At 40.3% G+C, this 20,263-nt stretch carries 18 protein-coding genes, 1 pseudogene and 2 other annotated features; of the genes and pseudogenes, 15 read left to right on the top strand and 4 right to left on the bottom strand.

All coding sequences use genetic code 11. The annotated features are described in order from the left end of the window. Window positions 1-147 precede the first annotated feature (147 nt). Entirely contained in the window at window positions 148-1,041 is an 894-nt protein-coding gene (locus AF333_RS20055) for a LysR family transcriptional regulator (protein WP_043064702.1), read from the bottom strand. Window positions 1,042-1,187: 146 nt separating this feature from the next. Between AF333_RS20055 and gcvPA the strand changes: the two genes are divergently transcribed. From gcvPA to AF333_RS32105, 8 genes and pseudogenes are all read left to right on the top strand, one after another. Next, window positions 1,188-2,540, top strand: a complete 1,353-nt coding sequence (gene gcvPA, locus AF333_RS20050; RefSeq protein WP_255322202.1) for an aminomethyl-transferring glycine dehydrogenase subunit GcvPA — start codon at window positions 1,188-1,190, stop codon at window positions 2,538-2,540. Then, window positions 2,537-4,018 (top strand): aminomethyl-transferring glycine dehydrogenase subunit GcvPB, encoded by a 1,482-nt coding sequence (gcvPB, locus tag AF333_RS20045; protein WP_043064703.1) that lies wholly within the window; start codon window positions 2,537-2,539, stop codon window positions 4,016-4,018. The genes gcvPA and gcvPB overlap by 4 nt, the downstream gene beginning before the upstream one ends. Before the next feature lie 26 nt (window positions 4,019-4,044). Next, window positions 4,045-5,355, top strand: coding sequence for a 4-aminobutyrate--2-oxoglutarate transaminase (gabT, locus tag AF333_RS20040; RefSeq protein ID WP_043064704.1), 1,311 nt, complete (start codon window positions 4,045-4,047; stop codon window positions 5,353-5,355). Window positions 5,356-5,398: 43 nt separating this feature from the next. After that, window positions 5,399-6,076, top strand: coding sequence for an MOSC domain-containing protein (locus AF333_RS20035; RefSeq protein WP_043064705.1), 678 nt, complete (start codon window positions 5,399-5,401; stop codon window positions 6,074-6,076). A 35-nt stretch (window positions 6,077-6,111) separates the two neighbouring features. Next, the gene (locus AF333_RS20030; RefSeq protein ID WP_043064706.1) at window positions 6,112-6,315 is read left to right on the top strand and encodes a hypothetical protein; all 204 of its coding nucleotides are present in this window, start codon (window positions 6,112-6,114) and stop codon (window positions 6,313-6,315) included. Window positions 6,316-6,725: 410 nt separating this feature from the next. Beyond that, window positions 6,726-8,204: an alanine/glycine:cation symporter family protein gene (locus AF333_RS20025; RefSeq protein ID WP_043064707.1), complete on the top strand. Its 1,479-nt coding sequence runs from the start codon at window positions 6,726-6,728 to the stop codon at window positions 8,202-8,204. Window positions 8,205-8,535: 331 nt separating this feature from the next. Continuing rightward, window positions 8,536-9,198, top strand: coding sequence for a DsbA family oxidoreductase (locus AF333_RS20020; protein ID WP_043064708.1), 663 nt, complete (start codon window positions 8,536-8,538; stop codon window positions 9,196-9,198). A gap of 34 nt (window positions 9,199-9,232) precedes the next feature. Next, window positions 9,233-9,535 (top strand): annotated as a pseudogene (locus tag AF333_RS32105) (nitroreductase family protein). 167 nt (window positions 9,536-9,702) lie between these two features. Here the strand turns inward: AF333_RS32105 and AF333_RS20010 are convergent. Continuing rightward, a complete protein-coding gene (locus AF333_RS20010) occupies window positions 9,703-11,463 on the bottom strand; it encodes an aromatic amino acid hydroxylase (protein ID WP_043064710.1) in 1,761 nt (586 codons plus the stop codon). A 117-nt stretch (window positions 11,464-11,580) separates the two neighbouring features. After that, window positions 11,581-11,812, bottom strand: a binding site (T-box leader). 48 nt (window positions 11,813-11,860) lie between these two features. Next, window positions 11,861-12,063: a binding site (T-box leader), on the bottom strand. 484 nt (window positions 12,064-12,547) lie between these two features. On the opposite strand from AF333_RS20010, the gene rsgA reads away from it, so the two are divergent. Next, window positions 12,548-13,630, top strand: coding sequence for a ribosome small subunit-dependent GTPase A (gene rsgA, locus AF333_RS20005; protein ID WP_043064711.1), 1,083 nt, complete (start codon window positions 12,548-12,550; stop codon window positions 13,628-13,630). A 53-nt stretch (window positions 13,631-13,683) separates the two neighbouring features. Then, window positions 13,684-13,857, top strand: a complete 174-nt coding sequence (locus AF333_RS35870; RefSeq protein ID WP_235496707.1) for a hypothetical protein — start codon at window positions 13,684-13,686, stop codon at window positions 13,855-13,857. Between the two features lie 333 nt (window positions 13,858-14,190). On the opposite strand, the gene AF333_RS20000 is transcribed toward AF333_RS35870, so the two are convergent. Further along, window positions 14,191-14,730: a CotY/CotZ family spore coat protein gene (locus AF333_RS20000; protein ID WP_052520650.1), complete on the bottom strand. Its 540-nt coding sequence runs from the start codon at window positions 14,728-14,730 to the stop codon at window positions 14,191-14,193. 134 nt (window positions 14,731-14,864) lie between these two features. Between AF333_RS20000 and AF333_RS35865 the strand changes: the two genes are divergently transcribed. The 3 genes from AF333_RS35865 to AF333_RS19990 all read left to right on the top strand — a co-directional run bounded on the left by AF333_RS35865 (window position 14,865) and on the right by AF333_RS19990 (window position 16,729). Continuing rightward, window positions 14,865-15,092 (top strand): hypothetical protein, encoded by a 228-nt coding sequence (locus AF333_RS35865; protein ID WP_235496703.1) that lies wholly within the window; start codon window positions 14,865-14,867, stop codon window positions 15,090-15,092. A 94-nt stretch (window positions 15,093-15,186) separates the two neighbouring features. Next, window positions 15,187-15,768: a sigma-70 family RNA polymerase sigma factor gene (locus AF333_RS19995; RefSeq protein WP_043064712.1), complete on the top strand. Its 582-nt coding sequence runs from the start codon at window positions 15,187-15,189 to the stop codon at window positions 15,766-15,768. Beyond that, a complete protein-coding gene (locus tag AF333_RS19990; protein ID WP_043064713.1) occupies window positions 15,755-16,729 on the top strand; it encodes a hypothetical protein in 975 nt (324 codons plus the stop codon). Before AF333_RS19995 ends, AF333_RS19990 begins: the two co-directional genes overlap by 14 nt. Window positions 16,730-17,018: 289 nt before the next feature. Here the strand turns inward: AF333_RS19990 and AF333_RS19985 are convergent, their stop codons facing one another. Then, window positions 17,019-17,453, bottom strand: a complete 435-nt coding sequence (locus tag AF333_RS19985) for a GNAT family N-acetyltransferase (RefSeq protein WP_043064833.1) — start codon at window positions 17,451-17,453, stop codon at window positions 17,019-17,021. A gap of 152 nt (window positions 17,454-17,605) precedes the next feature. On the opposite strand from AF333_RS19985, the gene AF333_RS19980 reads away from it, so the two are divergent. Both AF333_RS19980 and AF333_RS19975 read left to right on the top strand, forming a co-directional pair. Continuing rightward, window positions 17,606-18,079, top strand: coding sequence for a MarR family winged helix-turn-helix transcriptional regulator (locus tag AF333_RS19980; RefSeq protein ID WP_043064714.1), 474 nt, complete (start codon window positions 17,606-17,608; stop codon window positions 18,077-18,079). Between the two features lie 748 nt (window positions 18,080-18,827). Then, a complete protein-coding gene (locus AF333_RS19975) occupies window positions 18,828-20,237 on the top strand; it encodes an MATE family efflux transporter (protein ID WP_043064715.1) in 1,410 nt (469 codons plus the stop codon). Window positions 20,238-20,263 lie beyond the last annotated feature (26 nt).

The raw sequence follows: 20,263 nt of genomic DNA, 5'->3' as shown, positions 1-20,263 counted from the left end.
AGGAAAATTAATGCACATTCATTATAGAGTGTATTAATAAGAAATTGAATGCATTGAAAGATAAGGATAACTAATGGAATAACCGACAGTGGTCTCTCATATTGAGAGGCCGCTGCCGGTCTGGCCTTTCCTGTAAGAACTACGATTTCAGATAGACTCTGCTATATCTGTTATCTGCTTTATAAACGTATGAGTTGCGGCACACATATGCTTATCTTTCTGATAAATGATGCCGACTTGTCTTGTCGGAGTAGGGGTAACAAGGGAAATCATTTTTATCCTATCATTTTTCAGATATTCCAAATATGGTTTAGGGAGTACAGTTACGCCTACACCTTCTGCGACCATATTGATAAGCGATTCCATTGTTGTCATTTCAAAAATAGGTTGAGGCTGAAAACCGAAGTAATCTATGCAATACTTGTTAATCAGCTGTCTAAGATAATAGTTTTCAGGTAACAGAATAGTCGGTACTTTCCTGAGGATGTCTAAGCAAACTTCTTCTTCATTATTAAAATGTTCATCATGGATAGAAACCGCAAGGGAAAGATCTTCATTGTACAGTGAAATGGTTTCAAATTCTTTATCCTTCATAGGCAAAAAAACAATTCCTAAGTCTAGTTCATTCTCTAACAATTTTTGTCGTATATCACCAGTTCGCAAACCTAAAACTGACATCTCTATTTTTGGATATTTTTTATGAAATTCTAATAAGGTCGGAGGAAGTAGATAGTTCACAACTGTCAATAAAGCTCCGATTCTTATTTTACCTCTCTCAAGCCCCTGGAGTTCTCCAATTGCTGAACGAGCTTGTTCCAATTCATGAAAAACTTTGTAACTATGTAAAAGAAGTATCCTTCCGGCTTCTGTCAAAGCTGTTTTTTTGCCTATTCGATCAAAAAGTGGTGTGCCGATATAATGCTCCAGCAAACGAATTTGCTGACTTAACGAAGGTTGAGATATGCCTAGTTTTTCCGCTGCCCTTGTAAAATGAAGTTCTTTGCAAACAGCCATAAAGTACTCCAACTGTCTAAGTTCCATAGTGAAAACTCCCTCGCTTGATTATAGGTAAATACAATCATTATCATATAAATAATTGAATTGAACAATAGTTTTTAGTGACTATACTGAAAGTAAAGCATCATCTATTTAACAAATATTAAGAGTAATAAAAAGGAGGGGTGGGTTTGAAAAAAAATCATGGTTATATACCAAATACAGAAATAGAGCGAGGGCACATGTTTGAATTTCTTGGAATCAGGAATATTGAGAGCCTTTTTCTCAACATTCCTGAATCAGCCCGGTTAAAGCGAGATCTTGCATTGCCACCGGCCTGGTCGGAAATTGAGCTTAATAAAAAACTAAAGGCTATGGCAGCAAAAAATGCCGACCTTGAACAATATATTTCGTTTTTAGGGGCTGGTGCTTATGAGCACTATATTCCTGCTATTGTGGATTCCATTATTAGCCGTTCCGAGTTTTATACGGCATATACTCCATACCAGCCCGAAATCTCCCAGGGTCTTTTGCAGGCCATTTTTGAATATCAAACGATGATATGTGAACTAACAGGGATGGATGTTTCCAATGCCTCCATGTACGATGGACCGACCGCGATGGCAGAAGCCGGGATTATGGCGTGCGTTGCGACAGGCCGCTCCAAATTGTTAGTATCAAGGGCGGTACATCCCGAGTATCGGGACGTATTAAAAACGTATGCATGCGGAAAAAACATTCAGATTGAAGAAGTCATTATAGAAGATGGACTTACTGCTATAGAGAACCTGGAATCGAAACTTGCTGACGATGTTGCTGCGGTTATCGTACAATATCCGAATTTCTTCGGGGGGATCGAAGATATAAAAAACGCATCTGAGCTTGTTCATAAATATAAGGCACTGTTTATTACGGTAGTAAACCCAATTGCGTTAGGGATTCTGGAAGCACCGGGAGAGTGTGGTGCAGATATTGTTGTCGCAGAAGGTCAACCGTTAGGAAACCCGATATCATTCGGGGGACCGCACCTTGGTATATTGGCGACGACAAATGCCCTTATGCGCCGTATGCCAGGACGTATTATAGGACAAACAAAAGACATGGACGGACGAAGGGCTTTTGTTCTCACTCTACAGGCTAGGGAACAGCACATCCGACGGGAGAAAGCTACATCGAATATTTGCTCTAATCAAGCTCTTAGTGCACTTGCGGCAACCGTATTCCTTAGTTATATGGGCAAGCAAGGTCTGCAGGATATTGCAAAACTGAACGTGCAAAAAGCGCATTACGCTTATCAGAAATTAATAGAAATTCCCGGTATACAACCGTTGTTCCATGCCCCCTTTTTTAATGAATTTGCCGTGAGGCTGGATAAAAACGTTGGGCAAATCAATCGCAGATTACTTCAATCCAAGATTATCGGAGGCTTTGATGTAGGACGTGCTTATGCTGAATACAAAGACAGTATGCTACTTACCGTTACCGAGTTAAGAACGAAAGAAGAAATAGATTTACTAGTACAAGAGTTGGGAGCCATCGTATGAGACAAGAAAAAGATCAACCGTTACTCTTCGAACTATCCAGTCCCGGTCGTGTTGCCTATAGCCTTCCGGAATGCGATGTACCTGAGCTGCCAGTAGAAGAGCTGCTTCCGGTTACGTATATAAGAAAAAAAGCCGCAGGGCTTCCTGAAGTTAGCGAGGTTGATGTTGTTCGTCATTTTACTGAGCTATCCAGAAGAAATCAAGGGATCGATAATGGGTTTATCCCATTGGGCTCATGCACGATGAAATATAATCCGAAACGAAATGAGACTCTTGCCAGACTACCCGGTTTTGCCCTGATTCATCCGTATCAACCTGAAGAAACCGTACAGGGTGCCTTGGAGTTAATGTACAATCTTCAAACTGAACTTGAGGAAATCACAGGTATGGACCAGGTATCCCTTCAACCGGCCTCTGGTGCACAAGGAGAGTGGGCAGGATTATTGCTTATCCGGGCTTACCATGAGTCCCGCGGGGAGAAACGTACAAAGGTACTGGTTCCCGATGTTTCCCATGGAACGAACCCGGCATCAGCTGCGGTAGCCGGCTATGATGTCATTACGATTTCCTCTAATGAACGCGGGGGTGTCGATTTGGATTCCTTGCGAAAAGAAGTAGATTGTAGCACAGCGGCGCTTATGCTAACCAACCCTTCAACACTGGGGCTTTTTGAAGAAAATATTATGGAGATCGCTACGATTGTTCATGAAGCGGGTGGGTTGCTTTATTATGATGGTGCAAACGCGAACGCCATTCTTGGCTACACCCGTCCGGGGGATATGGGATTTGATGTTGTTCATCTTAATCTTCATAAAACATTTACCACTCCACATGGTGGAGGCGGACCTGGAGCAGGTCCTATTGGAGTGAATAAAGAATTAGCACGGTTTCTTCCCACTCCTATAGTAGAACATAGAAAAGGACGCTATACCTTGACATATGATCACCCGGAGTCGATAGGTAAGGTAAAGGGTTTTTATGGTAATTTTGGTATACTCGTTCGGGCATACGCTTATATCCGAACAATGGGACCTGACGGATTAAAGCAAGTAACAGAAAATGCGGTATTAAATGCGAATTATGTCATGCGCAAGCTGCAGCCTTATTTTGATCTGCCATACGACCAGGTTTGTATGCATGAATTTGTTCTTTCCGGGAAAGCCCAAAAGAAAAAGGGTGCCAGAACGTTGGATATAGCGAAACGTTTGCTGGACTTTGGATTTCATCCCCCGACTATTTATTTTCCATTAAATGTTGAGGAAGCAATTATGATCGAACCTACGGAAACTGAAAACATCGAAACTCTTCATCGTTTTATTGATGCTATGATTCGAATTGCAAGAGAAGTGGATGAAGATTTGGAGACGGTTCAAAATGCACCGCACAGCACGATTGTTAACCGGTTAGATGAAGTAACCGCCGCTCGAAAACCAGTTCTTCGCTACCAAACGCCAGAATTAGAATATAGCAAACTATAGCCGATATATAGAAAGGAAGGAATACGATGATACCAGGTGTACATTCTAGCACGCTTCATAAGAGAAGACAGGAGGCCGTCCCTGTTGGGCCTTATAATATTACGCCATTATATATAGAATCCGCTGCTGGTACGATAATTAAAGATGTGGATGGAAATACATTTTTGGATTTTGCCGGTGGTATTGGAATGCAGAATGTTGGACATTGTCACCCGAAAGTCGTTAAGGCTATCCAGGAACAAGCGGAGGCTTCTATACACAGCTGCTTTCATGTCATGCCATATGAAAGTTATATTACGCTTGCTGAAAAGTTAAATGAACGGACACCCGGGAACTGGAAAAAGAAAACAATGTTTTTAAATAGCGGGGCAGAGGCTATCGAGAATGCCATTAAAATAGCTCGCAAGGCAACAGGGCGGAGCATAGTATTGTCATTTGAGCGTGCTTTTCACGGGCGTACCCTGATGACCATGTCGTTAACAAGTAAAGTCAATCCATATAAGCTAGGATTCGGACCATTTGCTCCTGATACATACAAAATGCCTTACCCTTATTATTACCGGGCACCGTATAATATGGTACCGGAAGAGGTGGATTTGGAAATCTTGCATTATTTCGAACAGTTTTTCTTAACAGAAGTATCGCCATATGATGTGGCAGCTATTATTCTGGAACCTGTACAGGGAGAAGGCGGTTTTGTTGTTCCTTCTGCTAATTTTGTGCAGGGGATACGCAGTCTTTGTAACGAATACGGTATCATGATGATTGTTGATGAGGTTCAAACCGGCTTTGGTCGCACAGGTGAATGGTTTGCTATCGAGCATTTTGATGTTGTCCCTGATATGATTACGATGTCAAAATCAATAGCCGCTGGAATTCCACTCAGTGCAGTTACCGGTAGGGCCGATATAATGGATGCTCCTGAAATTGGTCAACTTGGGGGAACATTTGCCGGCAGCCCAATCGCATGTGCCGCAGGTTTAGCGGTATTTGAGATAATGGAAGAAGAACAGATAGTAGAGAGGGCGCGGATAATTGGAGCACGCATGATGACACATTTCCACCACTTACAGGAGAAGTATGACATAATTGGTGATGTACGGGGAATAGGTGCGATGGTAGCGATGGAGCTTGTAAAAGATCGTTCAACCAAGGAACCTGCAAAAGAAGTAACCGCACAACTTGTCACGCAATGCTGGAAAAATGGCTTGCTAGCTTTAAGTGCGGGCATTTACGGCAATGTAATTCGTTTCCTGCCTCCGCTCTTGACGACGGATGAACAATTAGATGAAGGATTGCAGATTTTGGATAACTCTTTTGCTAAAATAGTAAGGTAGATTTCATACGAAATTATTTCTTGCAGAAAGGAAAGAGAGAGCAGTGTCCATTGAAATTAAGTCAATTAATGTAGGAAAACCGATAACAATTACACATAAGGGGAAAGAGATCTCCACAGGCATTTATAAAAATCAGGTGGATGAACCGTTGTTTCTTTCTACACTAAACTTTGATGGGGATGCTCAAGCCGACCTTGTTCATCACGGTGGAGTCGATAAAGCTGTTTGCGTATATTCTTACGAGCATTATGCTTATTGGGAAAAAGAATTAGACCGGGAGCTTACATTTGGAGCATTTGGAGAAAATATCACCGTTACTGGTATGCTGGAGGATGTAGTTTGTATTGGAGACATTTATCAAATGGGAGAGGCTGTTGTACAAGTTAGTCAACCTAGACAACCATGCCATAAGCTAGCAAAGAAGTATGATGTCATTGATTTGCCGATTAAGTTCCAGAATACCGGATTTACCGGTTTTTACTTTCGTGTATTAGAAGAGGGATGGGTAACGCAGCCTGCATCCATGCATCTCATTCAACGCAGTTCTAAAAATGTCACTGTATCATTCGCGAACTACACGATGCACCATGATAAACAAAACGTAGAGGCGATTCAACGAATTTTGGACGTGGAAGAATTATCCGGTAATTGGCGCAACACGTTTCTAAAACGTCTGGAAGGTATTGAAGTAGATGCTAATAAGAGATTAATCGGAGAATAGCCAATTTTCAAAGGGCCAATGGGAGTGATGAATATATGAATAGCACAAACGAAAGAATAACATCCACATACCAAGGGCTAGAAATAATGAGAGTTGAGAAGTGTACAGAAGCCGAATTATTAGATTGGAGAGAAAAAATTGATTTCTGTCTTGGATGGTTTCGCTGTGAAGTGAGGGAGTTTGAATCTTTACTTCAGCTTGTAGATGAGAGGCTGGCCGCTCTTCATATCGAAGATTAAGTTGGAAAAATAAAAACTTGGCATAAGCCAAGTTTTTTTGTGCAATATGTAGAATAAAGATTAGGCATACAAAATAAACGTAACATTTTCTGACATGTTTTCTGAAAGAAATAGTGATTTGAATATAATATAGAAAAGTGATACGTAAATGAAACGATAAACAGCAGAAAGGAGGGATTACATTGTTGATCAGAATTAAATATAATTTCCCATGCGTACAGCTTATATGGTAAGTTTTTTGTTGATATTGCTACTGCTAGACGTATATAAAGTAAAAGTAGAGAGTAAAATATATCAGTAAAAAATAAATTGTCATATAATTCTAGTATACAGAAAATATTTATTTGAAAAATAATTATATTTTTTTATAATTGTATGGAAAGCATCTTTTTGCAAAAGGGGGAAATTCTTTGGAATCATTTGTTAACTGGTTGAATGGAATTATTTGGAGCCAAGGGTTGATTTATCTTTGCCTAGGAACGGGTTTGTTTTACTCGATTGCCACTCGCTTTCTCCAGTTGCGTCACTTTAAGGAAATGATTAAGCTTATGTTCGACGGCAAAAGCTCTGACTCAGGTGTATCCTCCTTCCAGGCGTTATCAATGGCGCTGGCCGGCAGGGTAGGTACAGGAAATATCGCGGGTGTGGCCACTGCAATTGCCTATGGAGGACCAGGTGCCGTGTTCTGGATGTGGCTTATTGCCTTCTTAGGATCTGGTTCTGCATTTGTAGAGGCAGCTCTTGGGCAAGTGTATAAAACCAAACAAGACGGGCAATTTCGTGGAGGACCAGCTTATTATATAGAAAAGGGGCTAAAGATAAAATGGTATGCCGTATTGTTCGCAATCGTAACAGTCATTGCGACAGGCATGCTATTACCTGGTGTACAGGCAAACAGTATTGCAGTTGGATTGGATAATGCGTTTGGAATCAGTCCTACTGTTACCGGAATCATATTGGTGGTAGTTCTTGCCTCCATTATTTTCGGCGGAGTTAAGCGAATTGCTGCTGTTGCTCAAGTTATTGTACCTTTTATGGCTCTAGGATATATTTTGGTCGCTTTGTTAATTGTGTTGTTAAACATTTCCCAATTGCCTGCTGTGCTCTCCCTTATTTTTGCAAGCGCTTTCGGTTCGGATGCTGCCTTTGGCGGAATTATTGGTGCAGCGATTGCCTGGGGTGTGAAACGTGGAATTTATTCAAATGAAGCAGGGCAAGGAACGGCACCTCATGCCGCTGCCGCTGCTGAAGTATCACATCCTGCTAAACAGGGCCTTGTGCAAGCTTTTTCCGTTTACGTGGATACATTGTTTGTTTGCTCCGCAACAGCATTTATGATTCTAATTACAGGTATGTATAACGTAACACCGGAAGGAGCAGCTCCTATGGTTAATAACCTGGGAGATATGGAACCAGGCCCGGGTTATACACAGCAAGCAGTAGAATCAACCTTCCCCGGATTCGGTGCTTCGTTTGTGGCAGTTTCTCTTCTCTTCTTTGCATTTACTACAATTATGGCTTACTATTATATGGCAGAAACAAATCTTGCTTATATTAATCAAAAAGTAAAACGTGTCTGGTCAGAATATGTTTTGAAAACTGTCATTCTGGCCGTTGTTTTCTACGGAAGTGTGAAGACGGCAGGGGTGGCCTGGGCATTGGGAGATATTGGTGTGGGAAGTATGGCATGGTTGAATATCATTGCTATTCTCCTGCTTACTAAACCGGCATTAAAGGTATTAAAAGACTATGAAAGCCAGAAAAAAGAGGGGAAAGACCCTGTATTTGACCCCGTAAAGTTAGGTATTAAAGATGCTGATTTCTGGGAGAAAGAATATAAGTATGTTCCACCTACAGAATCTAATGACAGCAAAACATTATCTTCATAATATTTTCTAAAAGCTAACCAATGTAGGTTAGCTTTTTTCATTTAAATTTTTATCATAAAGCAATTGACTTGTGTTTTTATTGTAACTATAATGGTTACAGCAGAGATGATAAATTATAAAAGTTAGTAGCTGCTTTACAATTGCTGTGCATAGTACAGTAGACGTTGTGGAAGAAGAAAGGTATAAATACCCGAGTTAAGTTCTTCATAGTAAGTGTATAAGTATTGAGGTGCAATTCTCTATAGTGGAAGGTGCATATTTTTTTACTCCTAGATGTAACTGAAATTGTTACAATATAACAGGAATTACAAAAGGAAAGGTGAGGTAATACATGACTATAAAAATTAAGGCTTATTCTGATTTTATTTGTCCATTTTGTTTTTTAGGAAAAGGTCCTTTAGACGAGATCGTAAAAGAAAAAGATGTAGAAGTAGAATGGATGCCATTTGAATTACGTCCTAGCCCTTATTCAAAAATTGATCCATGGCAAGAGCCTGAAAAATTGAGTTCATGGGATTCATTTATTCTCCCTGCTGCGAAAAAGTTAGGAATCGAAATGCGTTTACCACGTATTTCTCCACATCCATATACACATCTAGCTTTTGAAGGTTACCAATTCGCGAAGGAGCATGGAAAAGGAAATGAGTATCACCACAGAGTGTTTGCTGCATTTTTTCAAGAGGAACAAAACATCGAAGACATCGAAGTGTTAACAAAATTAGCGGATGAAGTTGACCTTTCTAAGGATGCATTTAAAGAAGCGTTAGTATCACGAAAATATCGCGAAGTGCATCAAGAAGCACTAAGACACGCCTATGAAGAAGCGCAAATTATGGCTGTTCCAACATTTGTGATTGGTGAAGAAGTTATCCAGGGACTAACTAGCAAAGAAAGATTAGCTCAAGTCATTGATCAGGAATTAGAAAAAAATAAAACAAACGAATTTGATGGAATGCAATGTAGCATAAATGGGAGGAATAAAAAATGTCAGTAACTACAACAAATCTTAAGGATGCTATCGTCGTTCTATCCGTAAGGTGAAAAAAATAAAGCAATTACAAAAGGCAGAATCAGCGAAATATTGAAGATAGCTCTATATGCGCCAACATCTTTTAACATGCAAAGCGGACGCATCGTTGTACTAATGGATGCTGAGCATGAAAAGTTCTGGGATATCGTAAAAGAAACACTACGCCCTCGTGTTCCAGAAGAAAATTTGGGATATTCCGCAAGAATGGAGCCTAGTAGCACAAATGCCATTTGGTGAGCCGAATGAACAACCAGGTGAAAGAGCATTCTTATCTTTTGAAGACGTTGTGAAATTTTACTAAAACAAACAACTGCTTGTAAAATGTCTATATAAAAAAGATAATGTTCCTTGATGTACGCTTCATCCATTAAATAAAAAAAGGTTTTTACTCTTAGCAGAGTAAAAACCTTTTTGTGGAAATTCGGAGTTTTGCACACTCCGATTGTACTTCTAAGAAGCTCAATACTTCTAGCTTATTGCCTGTCCCTTTTGAAGCGGAAGTAAATCTAAGCCATTTTTGATGAGACGATGAAGCTCTTTTGTTTTGCTGAGATTGTGTAATTCCTCAAGGATTTGTTCTTTGTCTGAAGTTTGTACATCATGAATACCGAGTAACTCAAGAATTTCTAAGCGTAACAGCCATTCTTTTGGATAAAAGTTCCTCAATGTTTGAAGAACTTCTTGAACAGCAGCTTTACTATTTTCATCCCATGTTTCCTTTTCGCGAGTATCTCTGATTGTCTGGTACATACCTTCTAACTCTGTTAATTGTTTTGGTTCCGTCAGAGTATCGTTTTCCATTTTCACTGCATCAAAAAATGCTTCTGCATCTGCGGCTCCCGGAAAAGCAGAGATTACTGTAGATCCTACCGCCATGTCAAACGTTCCCCAATTCTCTGCAAATAATAAGGTATTTCCTAATACGACATTACAGCTTTCAAAAGAGATCAGAGCGACTTTTTCTTTATTTCGTATAATATTTGAGACTGTGCCTGTTACTTGAATACCGCTTTTAAAAGGTAGTGTCGTCTTTTGGCCTTTTACAATTCCTAAAGCACCGAGTTGGTCGTCTGTACATTCTTCGAGTAAAATGTTGCCTTCCAGTAAGCCAATTGGTGTTCCAAAACCATCCTGATGAACGTCTTTTGAATGTCCTGGAAGCTCTTTATTATCGATCGCCAAGGCTGTGGGCCCTGTTGTTTTTACATAAATAGCTTCTCCATTTGAATCTTTATGAATGTTTGCAACAGTCCCTGTAACTTGTAATCCGGAATTTAGGACAAATGTAGACGTACTGCCTGATTGGAATGCTTTATCCAGGCTCTCAACTCCACCTTTTTGAAATGCCATCGTACTTGCAAATTCCTCAATTGCTTCTATCAATTGGTCAAAGCTCTCGCATACAAATAATTGCGGCTGCATCGTTGTCACATCGTAACTTGTTTGAATACAAGTCTCTACTGAGAATGGAAGCTTCACTACATTTTCCGATAAACAGTGCTTGCTTTCTCCTACGGATGATAAGAGTCCGGCACCATAAATTTGAGGATTCTCTACAGTTCCGATTAATCCGTACTCTACTGTCCACCAAAAGATTCGAGAGATTTGTTCTGCCTCTGACGTTCCTTTTACAGCTTTCTGTTTTGCATTTAACATTTGCTTTGCTTCTTCAATTTGCTCAGGTTTAGAGTTGCGGTCTTCCATTACAATGGATAAATGTCTTACAGCTTCAAAAACTTCATGTTCCTCCTTTGTTGCGAATGCTTTAGCTCCGATTTCTCCAAACCGTTTTACGTATGATGCATATTTGGTGTCAAACAAAATTGGAGCATGTCCCGCAGCTTCATGAATAATATCTGGAGCTGGTGTGTATTCGATGTTTTCCACTTTTCGAATGTCTACGGCAATCGGCAAAATACCGTGAGCTTGAAAATCAAAAAAGGCAACACCGGGGATTAATCCGTCGACAATTGCAGCTCCCCATCCGATTTTTGAAAGGCGATGGTTCATGTCCGATACCTTTGGAATAGCTTCTGTGTCAATACCTGATGCTAAAAGTCCTTCTACATATGCTGGATGTGCTACATCTTTCAGAAAATGATGATTTTGTCTCATAACGTAGCGCCATACAGCGTGATCAATAGGTGTATATTCTTCATAGCGTTGTTGGGAAACAAATTGTCTCAAGTGTGCCGGAACTTGTACTACCGATTTTAATGATTGTTCCATACTAAATTTCTTCCCTTCTGTATTTTCAATTTCGTTTGAAGTTCTCTTAGCAAGGTAAGCGAATTCTTAGCCGCATTTTCGTTCCCCTCCCACAAAAAAAATCCCTACTGGAGAACCAGTAGGGACGAATAGACATCGCGGTACCACCCTAGTTGCGAGCATAAGCCCACCACTTCATTTTCGATAACGGCTATGTGCCGTCTTTCCCTTCATAAAGACCAAATCTTTACTACGAAAAAGAAGCTCGGGGAGTGTAATTCATGCCCTAGATATGTACTGATTCGCACCGACCACCAGCTCTCTGAGACAAAAATTCTAGGCACTACTAAGATCCCTTCAACGCTTATATACGTTCATTCATTGTTTTATAGATACAAAAAATCCCTACTGGAAAACCAGTAGGGACGAATAGACATCGCGGTACCACCCTAGTTGCGAGCATGAGCTCACCACTTCATTCTGATAACGGCTATGTTGCCGTCTTTCCCAAAGACCAAATNGGAGTGTAATTCATGCCCTAGATATGTACTGATTCGCACCGACCACCAGCTCTCTGAGACAAAAATTCTAGGCACTACTAAGATCCCTTCAATGCTATATATACAGCTGTAATAGGCAAGACTTGTTTGAATACATTGAATTATAACGGGGCATTTATATAATTGTCAACGGGTTTTCATTATGTAAATGCATAATGAAAAATGTCCATCAATTTTTATGTCATTCCATCAATAGATAAAGAGAGTCCTCTTACTTATTTCAAAAAACAAGTGGTAAAAGAAAACGAGCAACTCAAACAAAACCTCACTTGCTGAAAATTATTTTCTCTGAATATCATGACCTGCCCCCTGTTATATTGCTGCCTTACATGGTACAATAATTGGGAAATCATGTAGACCGGATTGTCTGGTCCGAAAGGAGCGATGTCATTATGATGAACATGAAAATTGCCGAGGTTGTAGAGGTTAAAGTCACAGGAATCCTCCCTTCAATTGGACGTTAACTCCGTTCTACAGTAAGGATTCACTGTGACTGGTTTTGGCTACGTGCTTTTAACAAAACCATTTTCAGGAGGAATCCGATTATGAATCAACAATTACTAGAAAAATTGAAAGCATGGGGTTGGAATAATACGTTTACTCATTATTTCACCCCTTACGATGAACAAGGCTACAGCGTAGGACGTGTCGCTTTGGAGCATAAACGAATGTATCGCATATTGACCGAACATGGGGAACTGCTGGCCGAAGTTTCCGGGAAGATGCGTTATGCAGCAACCAAACGAGAGGACTATCCTGCCATAGGGGACTGGGTGGTCATTCGCCCCCGTGTGGAAGAGAAAAAGGCAACCATCCATGCCGTACTTCCACGTAAAAGCAAGTTTTCCCGTAAGGTCGCTGGAGAGACGGTAGAGGAGCAAATTGTTGCTGCCAACGTAGATACTGTGTTTCTTGTCAATGCTCTAAACAACGATTTAAATCTGCGTCGGATAGAACGTTACCTTATTCTCGCCTGGGAGAGTGGGGCGACCCCGGTGATCGTATTGAGCAAGGCTGATTTATGTAACGATGTGGATCGCTGGATAGCGGAAGTACAGTCCATTGCTATGGGTGTGCCGATTCATGCTGTCAGTACAGAACTGAAAGACGGTCTGGAGGAGCTGACACCCTATCTGCGAGAGGGTACTACCATTGCATTGATGGGCTCTTCTGGTGTAGGAAAATCTACGTTAATTAACCATTTGAGCGGAAAAGACATACAGCATGTCAATGAGGCTCGACAGGGCGACGACCGCGGGCGGCATACTACCACGCACCGCGAGTTATTCCGTTTGCCAGGCGGTGGTTTGATGATCGATACTCCGGGCATGAGGGAACTACAACTGTGGGAAGCGGATGAAGGTTTTCGGGGAGCCTTTGACGACGTTGAATCTCTCACGGCCGCATGCCGCTTTCATGATTGTAGACATGTTCGAGAACCGGGCTGCGCGGTTCAGGCGGCGCTTGTCGACGGTTCTCTGGCACGTTCTCGTTTTGACAGCTATCTGAAGCTGCAGCGGGAATTAGCTCATCTGGCTCGTAAGGAAGACCTTCGTCTGCAAGCGGCGGAAAAAAAGAAGTGGAAAAAGGTTCACATGGAGCTTCGCCACAGAAAGCCTAGACGATAAGTAACGATCCTCGATTCAATCATTTAACACCATCTGTACTATATACATCTGATTTGATACATCGACAAATGTTTATGGTAGGAGGTAGGAAAAGAAGGAAGGGCGGGAGCGGTCGGAAAAAGACACGCTGGCCTTTCTTCTGCCAGATCGCAAGGCGCATCCAACCTCTTCTTTTTTCCGAATCTCCTACCTCCAACAATATTCCCCTGTCAAACTATCAAGTGTAATTTATATAGCAGATGGTTAGGGTGTGGAAAACCGTAAGGTTTCTTCACACCCTGAGGATAGCCAAAGGGCTATCCTTTTTTCTATGACCAAGTATTTTTCATCATTCGAACCTGTGCTTATTCCCTTTGGCAATGCAGGATGATTTGCCTCATTGGGAGGCTTCGGGCTTATTATGTTATAAGGATAAAGAATAAAATAAAATCCCCCATTCCTTTATATACTGAAGGCTGGGGGAGAAATCTGACATACTATTATTCTATTAGATTTTTTCTATATAAAGAAGAATACTCCGTATATATAGAACATCTATAGGTTGTTTTTGTTCTCATTCATTATTTTCCTGCCTGACGGCGTCTAGCAGCAAGGCCATTGATACCATTGTTTACGATAAGAGATGGGTCTAGGCAGTTCACTTGACAGAAGCATCTCAGGTCCACATTGACACAAATTCCTGTTCGGGTTAGGTCAGTAACAGTACAGACAGCATTTATCGGTAGACAACAAATAGCGCCAGCACCAGCTAACAGGTCGACATTTGGTTGCAGTAATTCAAGTACCGCACAGCAATTGTTATCGACACTTACAACCGCAAAGAAAGGTGTAACAAAGCAATCTCCTGGGTCAGTTCCTGGACCTGCACCGATATTACCAAATGCAAAATGAAGGGTACCGGCAGTATTTGTCAAAAGAAATGGGGTTAGCTCGTTATTTACATTGTTAGGAAAGCATCCTGTTGTACAAGCTTCTGCTCTCTCAGGTACAAGTTGACGTAATACTCTGCAGACGCAATTGTCACTCGATTTTTGCTGCCCAAAATTCCCGAAATTTCCATGGTTTCCACAACAGCCACTACCTCTAAAATTTGTTCCCAAAATTATCAACTCCTTTTATTTTTAATAGTTTATGCATGATATGTAAGAGAGAATTGGACGAACCTTCCTGGTATAATGCGGATTTTTTGCTGTTTGTATGTAAATAGTATAGAAAAAGGCTATAAACATCTGATTTGATACATCAACAAATGTTTATGGTGGGAGGTAAGAAAAGAAGGAAGGGCGGTGAGCGGGAGCGGTCGGAAAAAGACACGCTGGCTTTTCTTCTGCTGGAGCGCAGGGCGCATCCACCTTCTTCTTTTTTCCGAAATCTCCTCCTTCCAATCACACTCCTCTGTCAAACTATCAAGTGTAATTTATATAGCTGCCAAGCCTGGATTTATTTAAATTCGAACGAATAGTTAACTGGCATGTCAATCCTATATTTTTTAGTGATCCTTTTGATGTTCAAGAACCAAGATATAAGTGAAGAAGGAAGGAAAGGAGGCGTTCGCAATGACGGAAGCAGAGTTGCATGAATGGCTTAGTAAAATGGCTGTAGGAGACAAAGAAGCATTTGAGGTGATTTATCGAGAAACGAAGGAGCATGTATATCGAACCGTATCTTTTCTTTTGCGCAATAAACAAGATGTTTGTGATGTTGTCAGTGAAGTGTATATCGAGTTGTTTAAATCACTTCCGAATTATAATGCTAGGCAGCCTTTTCGGGCGTGGTTGAACGGGCTTACCATTCGTCAAACCCAGAATTGGAATCGAAAAGTATGGCGGAGATTCAGATTGTATGATCGCAGTAAGCTATTAGAAGCAGAGAAAGTTAGCACAAGAATAGAGAAAGAAGTCATAGAACATGAGAATACTGAAGAATTACTATCGGTGCTGCAAAATCTTTCGTATAAATTAAAAACGGTTCTTGTTTTGCGTTATTACCACGATCATTCTTTTGAGGAAATTGCTACGATTCTTGATATTTCTGTGAATACAGCAAAATCGCGGCATCGGGTCGCTCTTCAAAAGTTAAAAACGGAGGCAATATTCTCTTTAGAAGATAAGGGGGCGTTATTAGATGCAAATGGATGAGAAAGTAAAATACCAACTAAAAAAAGAAATGAAACAAATAGAGGTTCCTAAACAACTGGATGCTCATATTACACAGTTGTATGAGCGGCATATGGAAGCAAAGCGAGGTCTTTCTCGTTATAGAAAACCTTCCCGCGTAGCCGCAATTGTGGTTTCCTGCCTACTGTTTTCTGGAGTAGCTTATGCTTCCAATCTTCTTTATAGTATGCATGCTCCTGGCTTTAACCTTAGTGTCTCAAAAAATGAAGGCCCTGTGATTGAAAGAGAGCAAGCCGATGAGATAAGGAGCTTTCTGTATAGCGTAAAAGGACAACTGGCCATTGGAGAAACAGCTATTATCTATGCGGCGGAGCTGGAAAAGAGGAAACTTCCGGTCCTAATTAAAGTTTCAAACCCATCACTATATACGAACATGGATGACTGGCGGAAGCAGCTACCGAAGTCGCTTGCAAACATAAATGTACCTCAGTCTTTCCCAGGTGGTTTTGCACTTGTTGGAGGAAAGATAGGGCTTTCCACAGAGCCTATAAGTGTACAGAATTACAATAGCTATGCAGGGGAATTAAAGAAGAGGGCAGATGAAACAGGAAATAAGATGGTATGGGAAAAAGCGAAGCCTTCACATAGTCAAAATCAAATCGGCATAAGCACACCGAATGTAATGTATACAAACCAAAGTGGAGATAACGTATATGTATCTTATGAAACCATACCGAATGACGAGACATCCATTAAAATCAATACAAATCATGATACGACATCCGAGAAGATAAATGGAGAGGATAGCGTCTACTATTCAAGGAATATAAATAACTTTTTAAGTGAGACAGGGGTGTTTCAGGAGATAACCTGGATAGAAAAAGGGGAGGAAGGAAACATACTGTATCGAATTTTCACTGAATCGCCTACCGTAAAGAAGCAGGACTTACTCCTTATGTTAAATAACTTAAAAAAATCATAAAGGGGATTTTTGGAATATGGATACGACGTCAGATTTTTAAAGTAGTGATTGAATTGCTTTAAAAATTCGATGTATAACGTATGAAGACATTTGGTAGTAACACTTATGGAAACAGGAAATGTCGGCCTATATTAAGCCGACATTTCCTGTTTCTGCATTATATTTTTCTCGAATCTTACGATATAAGGTATAAAGAAATGAATAATCGCTCCCCTAAAGAAGGCCGCTAGTAGAGTTCCTATGCCGATAGGACCGTTGAAGAGGAAGGCAAGAATGATGAGTGTAGCGCCTATAAGTGCTCAGAGATATCTTTTACCATTAAAATATGCGGAATTCCATCCTCTATAAATATTTCAGAAGCTGTTTGATAACCCAGCTTTTTGTAAAAATGCTCCGCATGTGTTTGACCGTGCAATTTTACTTTTGCCAGCCCTCTTTCTTTTGCCATCCTTTCGAGTGACTTGACAATTTCTTTGCCAAGACCATATTTACGATGGGAAGCTAATATACATATGCGTTCCAATTTAGCCGCATTATCAACAATTCGTAATCGTCCGGTTCCTACCGGCTTTTCATCGTAATAAACGAGAACATGATCTGCATAAGCGTCATGCTCATCGAACTCATCTTCTAACGGTACTTTTTGTTCCTCCACAAAAACGATCTTCCGTATATAAAACGCAGCTTCTAGCTCTTGTTTGTCTATAATACGTTGAACTTTCAAGTCAAATTCCATCCCTTCTTACAACGATTCATTTTTATTGGGTATAATATGGAAAGAAATGATGTGGTCTCTTATTCCTGTAAATAGTATAATGTGAAAAATAATAGTTGTAAATACAACAAAATAAATGTGCAAGTAAAGGAAGGTTAATAATGAAAGAGATTCTTCGAGAAGTTGGGATGATTGCCAGATGTTTAGATGCTATTAGTAATATAGAGTTTAAAGAATTTAAGCTTTCCAAAGGACAATATTTGTATCTTGTAAGGATATGCGAAAACCCGGGGATTATTCAAGAAAAATTAGCTGAAATGATTAAAGTGGACAGAACAACCGCTGCTAGGGCGATAGCGAAGTTAGAGATAGAAGGGTTTATAAAAAAAGTAAGTAACGCCGAGAATAAGAAAATTCTAAATCTGTTTCCGACAGATAGAGGTGAAAGCTTGTATGTTTTTTTGCAGAGGGAAGAAATACATTCCACAAAGGTGGCATTAAACGGTTTTACTCAAGAAGAAATAGATGTAACCTTACAGCTTCTTCGCAAGATGAGAAAAAACGTGGAGCTTGATTGGAAGCTAGTAAAAAGAGGAGAGAAAAGAGAATACATCACACCTGTTGATTATTCATAACTTGCGCGTGTAGATAAGCAGTTCTCCTAACTCGTCAGAGAACTGCTTTTTTCTGTATTAAGCGTTTTTCAAAAGTATTTCTTGTTCGTCTTTTTTTAAGATTTTCCTTTTTAAAAATGGGATTAGCCAACGATCCATTCCTATTTTTTCCACGTTAAAATCAGCCTATCAAGATTGAACGGCTGGGTGTTCACCAGATGCTTTTTTAAGAGCACCTTGTAAGAAACCTGTAGTATCAAAATTTTCTCCTGCTATCTTCCCTATCCAGCCTGTAACCATGTCCAACCAAGATATAAGCGGAGCATAGTTAATACATGAGAAGCGAACCTATTTTCTCGTAAGAATGTAACAAGCATATAAAGTCTCCTTTTCTGATGTATATTATTATAATTTAGATAATAATTATCATTATCAATTTTATTTTAGATTTGTAAATGGTACATATGCCTATGACGATACACCGTCTGAGAGCCTGGACAATCCATTTCCTTCTTATTGGATGATTATCACCCTTGTGGTTATATGTTCAAGATTGAAGTATTTTTAATAATTTATAGACAAAACAGAAAAACAACTGTTAATATATAGACTTAATAATGATTTGTTTGTTAATTTGGAATGTGAGGAGAGTGGGATGTATGGCAGGAATTTAGAGAATAAGCCTTTGTTTTTGAAGTAATAAAGAACTTGAAAGTACAAGAAAGTGGATAGAGTCGGGAAAAAACCCGATGAAGAGGAGTAATGAAAAATGAAATCGCCCCAAGAGTTAAATAAAGAAGGTACGTATTTACCAAGTAAGGGAACTGACAATCAACCCATATGGCGTACCATGTTCATGTTTTTTATACCCCTGATTCTTAGCAATGCCCTGCAATCGATAGGTCAATTGGTTGGTATGGTCGTTGTCGGACGTTGGCTTGGAGTAGATGCCTTAGCTGCAATTTCGGCCTTCTTTCCATTGTTTTTTCTACTCGTTTCTTTCACCATAGGCATAGGCTCAGGTAGTTCAATCCTGATCGGTCAGGCATATGGTGCGCGAAATGAAGAGCGTTTAAAGGCAATCGTTGGAACAACACTTATGTTTACCTTTATTCTCGGATTGGTGTTGGCGATTATCGGAAATGTATTCACCTGGGAGATACTGCGCCTAATAGGTACACCAGAAAATATTATTGCCGTTAGTGTTCACTATGCGCGAATCCTATTTTGGTCTATGCCGATTATGTTTTTATATATTGCATATACCACTTTTATACGCGGTATAGGTGACTCCAAGACACCGTTTTATTTTCTTATTGTCAGCACAGCGCTCGATGTTGGATTGTTACCGCTTCTGATTTTTGGATGGCTCGGTCTACCAAAGCTCGGTATCTATGGGGCAGCTTACGCATCCGTAGTATCAACGGTACTAACATTTGTCATCATGCTCATCTACCTAGGTAAAATAAAGCATCCATTACAGTTCGATGCATCCGTTCGCCAGCACCTTCGGATGGATTGGGGATTGTTAAAATTATTGCTACGTCTTGGCATTCCATCAAGCATCAATATGATACTCGTATCACTAGCTGAGATTGCTGTCATCACATTCGTGAATCGTTTTGGATCCGATGCTACCGCAGCGTATGGTGCGGTAAATCAAGTGGCAAGTTATGTAGCGATGCCCGCAATGAGTCTAAGTATTACCGTCTCCATATTTGCCGCACAGTCTATTGGGGGAAATCAGTTTGAACGACTGAAGCAAGTGGTTCGCGCTGGTGTGCTACTTAATTATGTAATCGGTGGTGTTTTAATCATACTTGTCTATGTATTCTCGCAGGGAATTTTATCCTTGTTCCTAACGAGCAAGCATACGCTTGATATCGCACATAGTTTGCTAATGATCACACTGTGGAGTTATTTGATTTTTGGCCATACATTGATCATTGCTGCTACAATGCGTGCAAGTGGAACTGTACTGTGGCCAACTGTGTTTAGTGTGATATCGATTTGGTGTGTTGAAGTTCCTGTAGCTTACGTACTTTCAAATTTCAGCAGCCTTGGCATAAAAGGGATATGGATTGGGTATCCAGCTGGTTTCTTCATCAGTCTCGCTTTACAATATTCGTACTATCGATGGTCATGGAAGAAGAAGCGCATCACGCGTCTCGTCCATTAAGAAGGTAGATTATCTTCGGCTTATGC

The sequence above is a fragment of the Aneurinibacillus migulanus genome (assembly GCF_001274715.1).
GTDB lineage: Bacteria > Bacillota > Bacilli > Aneurinibacillales > Aneurinibacillaceae > Aneurinibacillus > Aneurinibacillus migulanus.
This window is presented reverse-complemented; position numbering and strand designations above follow the sequence as displayed.

Excerpts from the sequence above, each read along its gene's own strand:
- AF333_RS20055 (WP_043064702.1), bottom strand. The coding sequence starts at position 1,041 with ATGGAACTTAGACAGTTGGAGTACTTTATGGCTGTTTGCAAAGAACTT.
- gcvPB (WP_043064703.1), top strand. The coding sequence starts at position 2,537 with ATGAGACAAGAAAAAGATCAACCGTTACTCTTCGAACTATCCAGTCCC.
- gabT (WP_043064704.1), top strand. The coding sequence starts at position 4,045 with ATGATACCAGGTGTACATTCTAGCACGCTTCATAAGAGAAGACAGGAG.
- AF333_RS20030 (WP_043064706.1), top strand. The coding sequence starts at position 6,112 with ATGAATAGCACAAACGAAAGAATAACATCCACATACCAAGGGCTAGAA.
- AF333_RS20020 (WP_043064708.1), top strand. The coding sequence starts at position 8,536 with ATGACTATAAAAATTAAGGCTTATTCTGATTTTATTTGTCCATTTTGT.
- AF333_RS20010 (WP_043064710.1), bottom strand. The coding sequence starts at position 11,463 with ATGGAACAATCATTAAAATCGGTAGTACAAGTTCCGGCACACTTGAGA.
- rsgA (WP_043064711.1), top strand. The coding sequence starts at position 12,548 with ATGAATCAACAATTACTAGAAAAATTGAAAGCATGGGGTTGGAATAAT.
- AF333_RS19995 (WP_043064712.1), top strand. The coding sequence starts at position 15,187 with ATGACGGAAGCAGAGTTGCATGAATGGCTTAGTAAAATGGCTGTAGGA.
- AF333_RS19990 (WP_043064713.1), top strand. The coding sequence starts at position 15,755 with ATGCAAATGGATGAGAAAGTAAAATACCAACTAAAAAAAGAAATGAAA.
- AF333_RS19980 (WP_043064714.1), top strand. The coding sequence starts at position 17,606 with ATGAAAGAGATTCTTCGAGAAGTTGGGATGATTGCCAGATGTTTAGAT.
- AF333_RS19975 (WP_043064715.1), top strand. The coding sequence starts at position 18,828 with ATGAAATCGCCCCAAGAGTTAAATAAAGAAGGTACGTATTTACCAAGT.